At 32.3% G+C, this 12,304-nt stretch carries 16 protein-coding genes; all 16 read right to left on the bottom strand.

Annotated features, from left to right (window positions below; all coding sequences use genetic code 11):
• Positions 1-15: 15 nt before the first annotated feature.
• The 16 genes from NNH57_RS12160 to NNH57_RS12085 are packed head-to-tail and all read right to left on the bottom strand — an operon-like array spanning position 16 to position 12,304.
• Positions 16-273, bottom strand: a complete 258-nt coding sequence (locus NNH57_RS12160) for a phosphopantetheine-binding protein (protein ID WP_024771985.1) — start codon at positions 271-273, stop codon at positions 16-18.
• Between the two features lies 1 nt (position 274).
• Positions 275-895, bottom strand: coding sequence for a 3-oxoacyl-ACP synthase (locus NNH57_RS12155; protein WP_074407692.1), 621 nt, complete (start codon positions 893-895; stop codon positions 275-277).
• Positions 896-902: 7 nt separating this feature from the next.
• Positions 903-1,964, bottom strand: a complete 1,062-nt coding sequence (locus NNH57_RS12150) for a methyltransferase (RefSeq protein ID WP_074407504.1) — start codon at positions 1,962-1,964, stop codon at positions 903-905.
• Between the two features lie 17 nt (positions 1,965-1,981).
• Complete coding sequence (locus NNH57_RS12145) at positions 1,982-3,127, bottom strand: beta-ketoacyl synthase N-terminal-like domain-containing protein (protein ID WP_108807406.1); 1,146 nt, start codon at positions 3,125-3,127, stop codon at positions 1,982-1,984.
• Positions 3,120-3,581, bottom strand: coding sequence for an acyl-CoA thioesterase (locus NNH57_RS12140; protein ID WP_108807405.1), 462 nt, complete (start codon positions 3,579-3,581; stop codon positions 3,120-3,122). The genes NNH57_RS12145 and NNH57_RS12140 overlap by 8 nt, the downstream gene beginning before the upstream one ends.
• On the bottom strand, positions 3,559-4,827 hold the full coding sequence (locus tag NNH57_RS12135; protein ID WP_108807404.1) for an ABC transporter permease: 1,269 nt from the start codon (positions 4,825-4,827) through the stop codon (positions 3,559-3,561). Before NNH57_RS12135 ends, NNH57_RS12140 begins: the two co-directional genes overlap by 23 nt.
• Positions 4,820-5,560, bottom strand: a complete 741-nt coding sequence (locus NNH57_RS12130) for an ABC transporter ATP-binding protein (RefSeq protein WP_074407507.1) — start codon at positions 5,558-5,560, stop codon at positions 4,820-4,822. Before NNH57_RS12130 ends, NNH57_RS12135 begins: the two co-directional genes overlap by 8 nt.
• A gap of 14 nt (positions 5,561-5,574) precedes the next feature.
• Positions 5,575-6,570: a BtrH-related acyltransferase DarH gene (darH, locus tag NNH57_RS12125; protein WP_074407508.1), complete on the bottom strand. Its 996-nt coding sequence runs from the start codon at positions 6,568-6,570 to the stop codon at positions 5,575-5,577.
• Complete coding sequence (gene DarG, locus NNH57_RS12120; protein ID WP_074407509.1) at positions 6,560-6,967, bottom strand: flexirubin biosynthesis protein DarG; 408 nt, start codon at positions 6,965-6,967, stop codon at positions 6,560-6,562. Before DarG ends, darH begins: the two co-directional genes overlap by 11 nt.
• Positions 6,968-6,974: 7 nt before the next feature.
• Entirely contained in the window at positions 6,975-7,430 is a 456-nt protein-coding gene (locus tag NNH57_RS12115; protein ID WP_074407510.1) for a hotdog family protein, read from the bottom strand.
• 3 nt (positions 7,431-7,433) lie between these two features.
• On the bottom strand, positions 7,434-7,865 hold the full coding sequence (locus tag NNH57_RS12110; protein ID WP_074407511.1) for a hotdog family protein: 432 nt from the start codon (positions 7,863-7,865) through the stop codon (positions 7,434-7,436).
• Position 7,866: 1 nt separating this feature from the next.
• Positions 7,867-9,000: a dialkylresorcinol biosynthesis protein DarB gene (gene darB / locus NNH57_RS12105; protein ID WP_074407512.1), complete on the bottom strand. Its 1,134-nt coding sequence runs from the start codon at positions 8,998-9,000 to the stop codon at positions 7,867-7,869.
• A gap of 12 nt (positions 9,001-9,012) precedes the next feature.
• Positions 9,013-9,936: a hypothetical protein gene (locus NNH57_RS12100; protein ID WP_108807403.1), complete on the bottom strand. Its 924-nt coding sequence runs from the start codon at positions 9,934-9,936 to the stop codon at positions 9,013-9,015.
• A gap of 1 nt (position 9,937) precedes the next feature.
• Positions 9,938-10,822 carry an LpxL/LpxP family acyltransferase gene (locus tag NNH57_RS12095; protein WP_074407514.1) on the bottom strand — a complete coding sequence of 295 codons (885 nt, stop codon included), beginning with the start codon at positions 10,820-10,822 and terminating at the stop codon, positions 9,938-9,940.
• Positions 10,823-10,828: 6 nt separating this feature from the next.
• Complete coding sequence (locus tag NNH57_RS12090; protein ID WP_074407515.1) at positions 10,829-11,077, bottom strand: acyl carrier protein; 249 nt, start codon at positions 11,075-11,077, stop codon at positions 10,829-10,831.
• 3 nt (positions 11,078-11,080) lie between these two features.
• Positions 11,081-12,304, bottom strand: a complete 1,224-nt coding sequence (locus tag NNH57_RS12085; protein WP_074407516.1) for a beta-ketoacyl-[acyl-carrier-protein] synthase family protein — start codon at positions 12,302-12,304, stop codon at positions 11,081-11,083.

The raw sequence follows: 12,304 nt of genomic DNA, 5'->3' as shown, positions 1-12,304 counted from the left end.
AAATATAAATAAAATTTATTTTGTTCTATGTTCAGAAATGTATTTTGCCATTACTTCTATAGATGCAAAAATTTCACGTCCTTCTTTAGGGTCGGTTAATTTAATACCGTAGTTTTTATCTAACATTACAATTAATTCTAATGCATCAATTGAGTCTAAACCTAAACCATCACCAAAAAGAATATCGTCATCAGCAATATCTTCAACAGCAATATCTTCAAGATTTAATTGCTCAATAATGTTTTCCTTTAGTTCTTGTTTTAAAACCTCCATATTATGTATTATATAAATTTACTATATTTTGTTTAGTATGTATTGTGGTTCCTTCTCTAGAAACCAGATATAAAAATGCGTCATATGCTACTCCATCAAATTCTACCCAACCACAAAGAGCTTCATTAGCTTTATTTGCTGATAATAGACTATTTGTATAGTCTGATAAATATTCGGCATTAAAGCTGTCAAAGATAAAAAAACTATTTTCAGAATGAAGTTTATATTTTATACTAATCTCACCAATACAGATATTGGGTAATGTATAAACAAAAACAGCAGGACTGGGATAGTAATTGTCTTTATTTTGTATAGATTCCTGATGTTTTTCATCGGTATCTAAACTAGATGATTTATTTGAAAATACAATAGCAATGTTATTTTCGTCTTCTATATTTAATTTTTCTTCTTGCAGGATAAGATCTGATGCCAAAAAAGCAAGCTTACTTAATCCATCCATTTTAAAGAATTTAGGATATTTAGTGTCAAAACTTCTATAAGCTGCTTTAATAAATTCTAAAAAATCTAAAGCATCTTTATCGTCATATATAACAGATCCGTTTAAAGAGATTTTATTATCTTTTATGTGACAGAATGATTTTATATAAAATCCAGACTCCATAAATCGGTTACTTTTTTTTACAGACAAATATGGTATGGTATTCTCCTACAGCCAAATCTTCTTTTATAACTAACCCGGCTTCGTTTGCTAATTCAATCAATTCAGTAGCTTTATACATTTTACTATTTCCATTTGCCAGTACTGTAAAATACAATGATGTAGCTTCTAAGATAAATTTTGCATTATCAAATTTTTGTCTGTCGGTGTATGTTTCCATAATTAATAGTTCTGTGTTGTCATCCATAGATTCTACACAAACTTTTAATATTTTTAGAATTTCTTCTTTAGAAAAACAATCTAAAAATTGACACATCCATATAGTATCTGCCCCAGTTGGAATTTTTGGGTTTTCGGATAACCAATCTATTTCATGACTGGTAACACGGTTTTCAAATTGATTGTTTTTTACCGCAGCAAGGGCCTTTTTTAATTGACCAGGTAAATCAATCATTTTTATAGAAACATCATTATTATAATTGCAACAACTAATAGCAAACTTTCCTGTATTTGCACCAATATCAAATATTAATTTTGGATTTTTTCTAAAAACTATTTGTAATGCATCCTGAAATATATCATCAGAATAATGGTGATCAAACTCAAACCAGGATTTTTGTATTTGTGGATCTAATTGTGATAGGCCTTCATATATGGTATCCCAATTTCCTAATTCTTTTAAGCCTTCGGGTTTCCCTTCTTTAATAGAATCGTTTAAATGATATAGCCCTTTATAGCAGACATCATTTGTAAAATTGATATTAACATCAACGGTTTTATTATAATTTAAAAAATAACCAATATTAGTTAACTCGTAAGTATTGTCTTCACTTTTACTAACAATATTAGAGCTTTCGGCAATTTCTAATAAAACACCGATACCATAATTGCTAATAGATAATTCTTTGGAAATATCTTCTAATGTGATTCCTCCTTTTTTCCTTCTATCAAAAATAAGGTTTAAAACCCCAAGCTTTCTTAAAGAAATTGTTGCTTGAAAAACGAAAGGTGCAAAGGCTATCTTTTGTGCTTCCTGAATTGCGTCTATAGCTTTTATAGTTTGAACTGACATACTTTTATAAATATAAGTTATTTAATTTTTTGGAATACAACTGCGGTATTACAACCTCCGAATCCGGAGGCGGTTTTTAGAAAAATATTTAATTGTTTTGGGGTGGTCTTTGTAATGATGTTTAATGGTTCTGATGTACCGGGTTCTTTAAAACCTAATGAGGTGTATAGCGTATTCTTTTGCAATGAATACATCCCTACAATCGTTTCAACTAATCCCGAGGCTCCCAATGTATGACCAAAATAGCCTTTTAAACTATTTAAAGGTACTTTACCTAAATTAAGTCTGTTAAATGCAATCGATTCTGTTTCATCATTAAACAGTGTTGCTGTTCCATGGGCCGAAATGTAATCAATGTCGGTATGCGTAATATTTCCTTCTTTAAAAGCAGATTGTACACTTCGATATAAACCTTCACCAGTTCGGGAAGGTCCAGAAATATGATTCGCATCGTTACACGAGCCTTCACCCAAAATAGCAACTGCTTCTTTTGATAACCTTTTTTTGGTATTAGTAATCAAAATACTGGCAGCAACTTCTCCTATATTAACCCCTTTTCTATCTTTATCATAAGGTTTACAAGGCTCATCACTTAGTGCTTGAAACGAATTGAAACCAGTTACTATAAATTCACTTACCATATCCCCACTAACAATAAAAACATCATCATAGGTGCCATGGTTAATATAGCGTTTTGCAATTGCAATAGATAAAATTCCAGAAACACACGCATTAGAAACAACTATTGCATCATTTTTAAAACCTAAAGTTTCTTTGATTACTTTTCCTAAAGTGCTTAAATAAGCTCGTTCTTTTTGGAATCCATTGTTTTTATTTAGAGCATCGATATTGCCTTTGGTTGTAGATATAATAAGTCCAACGCGATTTGTTAAAGGAATTTTAGATGCTTTGACAACCTGACTTAATGAAGAAATCATCATCTTCTCTAAACGGGTGAACTGCCCTTTATTATTTAATTGCTTAAAACTAGCAGCTAAATCTTCGGTATTTATAATTGAAGAATAAAATGGACTTGGTAATAGGTCTTTGTCATCAATACGTCGCAAGCCCGAATTCTCGTCATGAATATTCTGTACAACAGTTTCGCTGTCAAAACCAAGTGATGATATTATATTATTATATGAAGCGTAAATCTTACTCATTCAATTTTATAAGGCCTTCTTTTTGTTTCCATTTGATAAAGAAAGATGGAATTGTTAGTGATAAATCACCATTCCCTATATCTTCAACAAACACCTGCACGGTTTCTCCTGTGCAGACTAATTTATGATTTTGGTTGTAAATTTCATATCTAAAAATCATTTTAGCAGCTGGACTATCTACATAAATTGTTTTTATGGTAGCGATATCTCCATATCGTAAAGGTAGTTTATGTTCTGTACTAGATTTTACGATTGGCGTTGCATAACCAAATTTTTTTTGATCTAAATATGAAATACCGTGATGTCTTCCAAAAGCTTCTCTGCCATCTTCAAAATATTGAATATAATTACCATGCCAAACAATTCCTAAGGGATCAGTTTCTACAAAACGTACTCTAACCTGGCTGGTAAAACTTATTTCTTTGTTATTTTTAGACTGCATTTTTCTTTTCATTATAAACAATAGAAATTAAGGCCGTTATTATAAAAAATAATAAAAGTAATATTATTTCTGGAACAATTTCTATAAAGTTGGCATTTCGCAAAAATACATCATAGAAGGCATTTAAACCCCAATTCATTGGCGAAATATTTGATAATAGTTGCATAAATTTGGGCATTACAAAAACAGGTACCCAAACACCTCCCAAAGCAGCGAGGATAACCACAAAGGTTGCTCCAAATGGAGCAGATTGTTCTTGTGTCTTGGCAATAGTTCCTAGTAATAACCCCAAACCTATTGCTGCTAAGCCCGCAAAAAAAGCAACAATAAATAGATTTACTATTCTTCCTGATACATCTAATGTTGGTAAACCTAGTTTCGGAAATAAAAACACTCCTATAGCTAACATTAAAGTAAATTGTATGAGACAAACAGCCAGATATACTGTAGTTTTTCCTCCTAATACTATTGCATAGGATACAGGATTTGTTCTTAATCGCACAAAAGTTCCTTGATTTTTTTCTTTTACAATATTTATAGATAATGGTACGATAATAAAAAAGATAGCAAATAAAGTCCAGGCAGGTACATTGTGCTGCGCAGAATTCGGAATAATCTCTTTGTCTCCTTGTTTTGGAGCTATTTCTTTAAAACTGATAAAATTATCTGTTTCAAAAATAACCTCTGTATCGTCTTCTGCTACTTGTTCATGAAAAGCCTTGTAAATAGATTGTGTTTCTATTTTAGAAATCATTTTATCAATACCATTTTTTACAGAACTTTTAAAAGTTAATTGAGTTGCCGGATCAAAATATAGTCTAACCTCCTTATTTAATATAGTTTCTTCTGGTCGAATCTCTTTTTCTTCTTCCAGACCAAATTTTGATAAAATACCCTCTACATTCTGATTGACTTTTTTCTCTAAGTCTGATGATAACTTTTCTGGAATAATTATAGCGAGTTGATAATTTCCCTTAAACACTAGATTTCTGGCTTCTTGCTCTTTATCTTTTTGAATGACCTCAAAAGTATTGGATTCTGTTAAGCTGTTAATTATAGTCTCAGAAACAAGACCATTATCATTATTTACAAGAAGTATTGGGATCTTAGTATCACTAATCGTTTTAAAACTACTATCCTGAATAATTGTTATCGTGATGATTAATACAATTGGCATTACAAATAAAATAGCAATACCACCAATATCTCTGGTGAGCAATAAGAACTCTTTATATGTAGAAGCCCATAATTTATGCATGATCCCTTAATGCTTTCCCGGTTAAGGCTAAAAATACATCTTCAAGATTATTTGCCTTTTTTTGATTAGAAATTAATTCTTGTGGTTTCCCTTGAGATATTATTTTTCCATGATCTATAATAGCAACTTTAGTACAAAAATCTTCAGCTTCATTTAAATGATGCGATGTATAAATAATTGTAGTTCCTTTTTGATTTAAAAGTTGTAAGTATTTAATAATTACATTTTTAGATTGTACATCTACCCCAACTGTTGGTTCGTCCAAAAATAATACTTTAGGCTCGTGTAAAATACTTGCGATTAAATTGATACGACGTTTCATCCCTCCAGAAAATGTACTCACTTTTTTGTTAGCAAATTTTGACAGACCTAATGTGTCAATTGCCTGGCTTATTTTAGATTTTAATAGCTGTCCTTTTAAGCCATACATGCTACCGAAATACTGAAGATTTTCATTAGCGGTTAACGAAGGATATAAGGCGTACTCTTGAGGTACAATACCAATTAATTGTTTTAATTGATTAGGTTTTTTATACGTTAAACCATCTATAGTAAATGATCCTGATGTAGGTTTTATTAAAGAGCATAACAACGAAATTAGTGTAGTTTTTCCGGCTCCATTTGGGCCAAGTAATCCAAAAATTTCTTTTTCATCGATAAACAAATCTAAATCTGATACAGAATATGCATCTGCACCTTTATATTTTTTAGATAATTGTTCAATTTTAATCATGCTTTATTCTGCTGTTAAATCGCTTTCTTTAATTTTTTAAAGAAAACTTCTTCTCGATTTGCTATATCGTCTAGTTGCAAAGCAACATCGTTATATGCATCATCTTTTGCGCTTCGGTTTTTGTATATGCGAGAAGCATCTAAAGCAAAATCTCTCCACGAATCACCAATTGCAGTCATTTCTGTAGATAATTCGATTAATGTATCATTCTTTAATAGGTTACCAGCCTCTTGTAAGAATGCAGCATAGATATATCTAAATCCACCACCACCGGTTCCTATTTCTTCTTGCATTCTAACTACTTGTCCCAAATAATGATTGGCTACTTTTGTGCCTTTCTTTTTTGGCCATTTTCGAATTAATTTAGCCACCGTTCGAATTCCTTTAACTCCAACGATAGGTACTGGAGCAAGCATTTCTCTGCAAGTTTGTTTAATTCCTTGAACTATAGCTTTTTCTAAAGCTAACTCCTTAGGGAAATCGATAGGGTAGTACATGTGCCCTTTAGGAGCAAAAGCACCTTTGGCAAAACGCACTTTTTCCAACTCTTTTGCCGTTAAAGTTGTAACGGTTTCCATCACCGGATCGCTAATTAGATACGAATCTTCTTTTTTTCCGTAAACAACCAAGTTGTGAGCATTAAAATGAAAGCGATATTCGTCAGGAAAATATATTAGGTTATATACCCCAACTTGAAGCCCTACAGGATTATTCTTCTTAAGATTTTCGTCTAAACGTGCCTTAGCGTTCTGAGGGTTTTTAAATTTTTCTCGTTTTATTTTTATACCAACTCTTTTTGCAAATCGTTTAAAAATAAAGCCAGGCATTGCCCGATAAGTAAGGGCCGGAGCATGATTTACCATTAAAAATGGGATGTAACAAAATAACAAACCTGATCCAATACCAAAGACCAAGGGTTCACTAACATTGAAACCATTATGTTTCATTAAATTAGACACAACACCATTTTCGCAGTGTGCAGATTGATGATGCGTAAAGTTAATTTCCATGTTCAATGTGTTTTAATTGGTCTACGGTGATTTCGAAAACATCAGCGTATTTTTGTAATATTTTTTGAGATAGCTTTTGAAACACTTTTGGTTTAAAGTGCCTTTTAACGCGCCATTTCCATAGACCAACATAGCTAGCTAAAATGGTAATATCCATTTTATGTAGTTCCATATAATATTCTATTGGGCTTGTTTGATTGTTTAAAACCCTGGCCTGCGCATCCTGTACCCGTTCATTTATTTCTTGTATAGCATTGCTTAATGCTATGGTTTTAGGATCCCATCCGCTACTGTTTGTTGTTATGTATTCTCCATTATCATTAACCGCATAACATAACTCTCTAAAATTGGCAGATTCTAAATTACTTTTGTCCTGTGGAACTTCACTTTCTTTCATAAGAGCATTATTTCATTTCCTGAATAAATAAATTTATTTCACAAGATAATAATTCTTTATCTGTTTCATGAATAGTGCATTCTAATGTACACATGCTATATTGCTCTGTGTCAAATCGGGATTTTAAAACAGCTTTAGAAATTATTGTTTCTCCTATTTTGGGACAACCGTAAACCACAACTTTTTTGATTGCACTAATAAAACCAATAAGTTTGGTGCCTTCGCCTTCTAGGTCATCGTCTTCAAAATAACTTTTGCCAACGATCGAAGAACAGGTTTGAGCAGCATTTTCTACCATACCTATTTCGCTAAAAAAAGAATCGTTAACAAAAATGCAATCTGATTTTATATTAAATGAGGTTGCTACATGTTCGTCATCTATAGATAGCACTTTGTCGACCATTAAAAAAGGAGCGCGATGCGGTAGGAATTTAGCGATATCTAATGTTTTGACTTTATCCATTAACTAGCTAGCAATAACAGTTTTCATTTGTCCAGAAGCGATCACTTCTTTTTCTGTGTTAAACACTTCGATTTTTACCATAGTAACTCCCATGAACTCGTGTAAAATTTCGGCTTTGGTAGTTATAATCTCATTTAATTTTGGGAGATAAAAAATTTCTACTTTTTTTACAGATCCTATATACCCTGTTGGAGCGGGTTCGTCTCTAAGAAAATAATCATATCCTGTGTGCAATGCCACAGTTTGCGCCATATTTTCGATAATTCCTGGTTCTAAAAATAGATCGTCTTTTAGAAAAAGGTTACCTTCTGTAATTTTGAAGGAAGACGAAACACTTGTCTCCGAAAAGGCTAACAAAGAGTCTACCATTTCGAAAGGCTCTTTTTGTGGTATTAAATGTTTGATATCTGTAATAGGTAGGTTTAATTTTTTCATCTTAACATACAGTTAAACAGGCATATGTGTAAGAAAATCTTGCGCTTTCGGGAACTGATAATAATATTTTATCACCTTTTTTAAGGTTTCCAGAAGCAACTAACTCTTCGAGCATTATATAGATAGATGCTGCTCCAACATTTCCTACATTACTTAAATTCATAAACCAATTTTCCCAAGGAATCTCTACGCCATTATCTTTCATTTCCTGGTATAAATTTTCTTTAAAATAATACGAAGATATATGAGGAAGGTAATAGGTAATATCTTGAGGCTTTATTTTATTTTTTTCTAGAGCCATTTTTAGACTATCTACTCCTTTTGTAAGAATATTTTCTCCCAGTAGTTTTACATCCTGTTTCATTGCAAATAGGGATCTCTGAGCCCATTCTTCTGATGGGTATTCACTCCAGGGTTTTAATAAGCCATTATCTAATTTATCCCCTCCTGCATACATACATGCTTCTATTTCATGTGCATAAGAATAGCCTTCCATCCATTCAATTCTTAAAGGGAGATCTCCATTAGGTTGGTCTTCTAAAAGAAACGCGCCGGCACCATCGGATAACATCCAGCGTAAGAAATCTTTATTAAAGGCCAAAATCGGTGTTTCGTCTAATTTTTTTAAATGCTCTACTTCATTTTTGAAAACGTCTGATTTCATCCATGACGATGTTCGCTCAGACCCTGTGCAAACGGCATTGGTATTTTGTCCTGATTTAATTGCCAGGTAGCCATACTTTAATGCATTCATACCAGAACAACAAGCTCCCGAAGGTGAGTTAATTTCGATATTTCCGTTTTTCAAAAACCCATGAACCATAGCTGCGTGCGATGGTAATATTTGATCAGGGCTAGAAGTACCGCATGATAATAATTCTATATCAGAAGATTTAAAAGTATCATCACATAATAATTCTACAGCTTCTTTTGCAAGCTGAGCATTATTATGTGTTATGTTTCCGCTATTATCAATTGCATAGTATCTGGTTTTTATTTTATTATTACGTAATACAATTCTTCGACCTTTAGATGTCTTCCCATCTATAACACCTAGCTTATCTTCCATCTCATCATTACTAATGGGAGAATTTGGTAAAAATTTTGATATTCGTGTAATATAAACTTCCTTCATTTTAACGTCTTCCTATTTTACTTCTACAGATGAATAATATTTTTTATCTTTTCTAATTTTCGGAATCAAGAATAAATAAGTTAACAAAAATAAAATAAAAACTATAGGAGCAATAAACCAAATAGCAAATAATAAATATTTATTAAACATTTTCTCCCAAAAAAACCTTTTTTGGCTGTTTTTCTTTCCTTTAGCAATAATAAATTTTGCCCATTTTGAAAATAAAATATTCCCGCGCTTATCTACAATAATTAAAAAGGGCTTAATTTTTACTGCTTTTTCGAGCAAAAGATCATTTTGCAGCGTATCATAATTGTTTTTGGCTATGTGTTTTGAAATTACATGTCCAAATTTTACCGATTCATCAATATCTTTTTGAGAGACCCCAGGCTTAGGGAAAACACCCAAATAGTTTCCTTTTTTTCCAGAAAACATCCAATGCGAAATTGTAATGAGGCTAATATGGTTGAGATGGCGATCTGTAAGAACAATATGTCCAACTAAGTTTGCATTTAGTTGGTTTAATTTTTTCTTCATTTTTTCCTGCGCCATAATCCACATATTCCTGCATCCTATTACGGTTATTACAGGTGTTCCTGATAGAATTTTTTTGGCCTCTGCAGTGTTTAAAAACGAAGTGGTAGGTAGCGATGGAGTTAGATACCAAATTTGATAACCTAGTATTACCAGATCATATTTTTGATTTGTTATTTCTTCAGGAAGAGGTTTTGTTTTTTCTGGTACCTGAAGAAATGTTTCTGGAAAAACCCCAAAAAAAGCTTTTTTGTTCCATGGAAATGGATAGGGGTTTTCCATTTCAATTTTGTGATGGGTTACCTTTATTTCTTCAGAAGAAGCCATAGGGAAAGCTATGTTTTTAACAATTTCTGTCAACTGCCCAGACTGCGAATAATGGATCACTAAAACATGTTTCATTTTACTTATTATTTACATTCCAAAAATCGAAATAGTTAAACCATTGTAATGGATACTTGTCTAACATCCATTTTAAGCTTTCTGTGTATTCTTTTAGTAATTCTTTGGCATCCCTATGTTTTGCTTTAGCTTTTCTGGCATAAAGGTGGTAATGTGTATTCGTTTCTTTCATAACATACACAAAAAGTACAGGTACTTTTAATCTAGAGGCTAGCATAAAAGGTCCAGAAGGGAACTTGGCTTCTTGCCCCAATAAATCTTGTGTTAAATATTTAGAACCTTCAAAATAACGGTCTCCTGTAATGCATACAATTTCATTTCTAGCCAAAGCGGCATTAATTTGAAAGATATGAGAAAGATCTTCTTTGATGAAAATAAATTTAATATTAGATTTAGAGGTCACACTATCAAGATAGTTCTTAATTGCAGTATGTTCTATGTCTGTAGTTAAAAGACTAATTGCAGCATTTTCCTCTAACTCACCAAAAAAATGTTCAGCAATCTCAAAATTACCAAGATGTGCACTAATAAGAATACCTCCTTTTTTTTCCTTCAAGGTTTCGTTTATGAGTTCTACGCCATCAAACTCATAAGTGAATTTGTTTCTAAGGCCTGATGATATAGCTACTTTATCAATAATAGTCTGGCCAAAAACATAATAGCTTTGGAATATTTTTAAAATACTCTTAAATCTAGGGTATTTAAGTCTCTTATTTAAATAGTAATATATAGATCTACTACTAGATAAGGCAAAAAAACAAAAATATACAGCAACAAAGTATAAAATAAAATAGGCAGAGCCTAAGCCAACTTTTTTAATAAAGAAAACAAATATTTTATACCCAAATACTGTACCTCTGGACTTTCCTTTCCATTCAGTAGTCATAAATGTTTATAGCGATTTTATTTTATTCTCTATAAGATCGTAAAAATTTTGAAGTGTTACAACATTTATAAAATCTTCGCCTATTAATTTTACACCAAAATTGGATTCTACAGCTACTACAAGATCAACAAAATCTAAGCTATCTAGCTCAAGAGTCTCTTTTAAGTTTGCTTCTGGAGAAATATTTTCCTCTTCTACTTCAAACTCATCAATAAGAAAGTCGTTTATCTTTTCAATAATAACTTCTTTATCCATATTCTATTTATTAAATTTTTTTATTATTAATGCGGAATTTGTTCCCCCAAATCCAAAAGAATTAGACAAAAATACATCAATTTTTTTATCTAGAGTTTTATTAACCAAATTTAGTTTGGCTGCATCTTCATCTGGCTGCTCCAAATTTATATTTGGTGCAATAAAAGAATGTTGCATCATGAGCATAGAATAGATGACTTCACTAGCTCCTGCCATCCAACATTCGTGCCCTGTCATTGATTTTGTAGAGCTTACATGTGGTCCGTTTTTTCCAAAAACATTATAGATCGCTTTTGCTTCATTGGCATCTCCAACAGGGGTTGAGGTTGCATGGGCATTTACATAATCTATAGCCGATGTTTCAATATCTGCTTGCAGGAGTGCTTTTTTCATAGCTCTTGACGGGCCATCAACGTTAGGAGTAGAAATGTGTTCACCATTTGAAGAAAACCCATATCCTATAATTTCTCCAAGAATTGTTGCTCCTCTTTTGATTGCGGATTCATAACTTTCTACGATAAGTGTGGCAGATCCACCACTTGGAACCAATCCATCACGATTAGTATCAAATGGTCGAGAGGCTTTTTCTGGATGTTCTGTATTTGTAGAGAATACTCCTAAACCATCAAAACTTCCCATGGCAAGCTGGTTTATTTCCTGAGCTCCTCCGCAAACAATACAGTCTTGTAATCCGCTTTTTATAAACTGATATGCCATTCCGATAGCATGGGATCCACTGGCACATGCTGCACTAATAGTAAAGTTTATTCCTCTAAGTTTAAAAATTGTAGAGAGATTCATAGTTACAGAAGAGTTCATTCCTCTAAAAATTGCTCCTGAACCTACTAATGTGGTATCTTTTTTTTCTCTAATCTTTTCTACAGATTCAATAACCGATTGCGCAGTACTATCATTCCCATAAAGGATACCAACTTCATTTTGATCAAGGAAAGACTGATCTATATTCGCATTTTTTAAAGCTTCGAGTGTAGCTATATAAGCGTATGTTCCTTCTTGCCCTAGACTAATACGCTGTCTTCGGGAAAGTAATTTATTTAATTCTGGTTCTGCTACCATTCCTGTTAAACAAGAACGATATCCGAATTCTTTTCTTTTTTCATCAAAAACAATTCCAGATGTCCCGTTGTATAATGATGTTTTTACTTCTTCGAGGTTTTTACCAATACAAGAATATATACCCATTCCCGTGATTACAACTCTTCTCAT

Origin of the sequence: Aquimarina spinulae (genome assembly GCF_943373825.1) — a bacterium.
GTDB classification, from domain to species: Bacteria; Bacteroidota; Bacteroidia; order Flavobacteriales; family Flavobacteriaceae; genus Aquimarina; species Aquimarina spinulae.
Note: the sequence above shows the minus strand (reverse complement) of the source record. Positions and strands in the feature narration are given on the sequence as shown.

Coding starts and splice junctions, on each gene's coding strand:
- NNH57_RS12160 (WP_024771985.1), bottom strand. CDS start 273: ATGGAGGTTTTAAAACAAGAACTAAAGGAAAACATTATTGAGCAATTA.
- NNH57_RS12155 (WP_074407692.1), bottom strand. CDS start 895: ATGGAGTCTGGATTTTATATAAAATCATTCTGTCACATAAAAGATAAT.
- NNH57_RS12150 (WP_074407504.1), bottom strand. CDS start 1,964: ATGTCAGTTCAAACTATAAAAGCTATAGACGCAATTCAGGAAGCACAA.
- NNH57_RS12145 (WP_108807406.1), bottom strand. CDS start 3,127: ATGAGTAAGATTTACGCTTCATATAATAATATAATATCATCACTTGGT.
- NNH57_RS12140 (WP_108807405.1), bottom strand. CDS start 3,581: ATGAAAAGAAAAATGCAGTCTAAAAATAACAAAGAAATAAGTTTTACC.
- NNH57_RS12135 (WP_108807404.1), bottom strand. CDS start 4,827: ATGCATAAATTATGGGCTTCTACATATAAAGAGTTCTTATTGCTCACC.
- NNH57_RS12130 (WP_074407507.1), bottom strand. CDS start 5,560: ATGATTAAAATTGAACAATTATCTAAAAAATATAAAGGTGCAGATGCA.
- darH (WP_074407508.1), bottom strand. CDS start 6,570: ATGGAAATTAACTTTACGCATCATCAATCTGCACACTGCGAAAATGGT.
- DarG (WP_074407509.1), bottom strand. CDS start 6,967: ATGAAAGAAAGTGAAGTTCCACAGGACAAAAGTAATTTAGAATCTGCC.
- NNH57_RS12115 (WP_074407510.1), bottom strand. CDS start 7,430: ATGGATAAAGTCAAAACATTAGATATCGCTAAATTCCTACCGCATCGC.
- NNH57_RS12110 (WP_074407511.1), bottom strand. CDS start 7,865: ATGAAAAAATTAAACCTACCTATTACAGATATCAAACATTTAATACCA.
- darB (WP_074407512.1), bottom strand. CDS start 9,000: ATGAAGGAAGTTTATATTACACGAATATCAAAATTTTTACCAAATTCT.
- NNH57_RS12100 (WP_108807403.1), bottom strand. CDS start 9,936: ATGAAACATGTTTTAGTGATCCATTATTCGCAGTCTGGGCAGTTGACA.
- NNH57_RS12095 (WP_074407514.1), bottom strand. CDS start 10,822: ATGACTACTGAATGGAAAGGAAAGTCCAGAGGTACAGTATTTGGGTAT.
- NNH57_RS12090 (WP_074407515.1), bottom strand. CDS start 11,077: ATGGATAAAGAAGTTATTATTGAAAAGATAAACGACTTTCTTATTGAT.
- NNH57_RS12085 (WP_074407516.1), bottom strand. CDS start 12,304: ATGAGAAGAGTTGTAATCACGGGAATGGGTATATATTCTTGTATTGGT.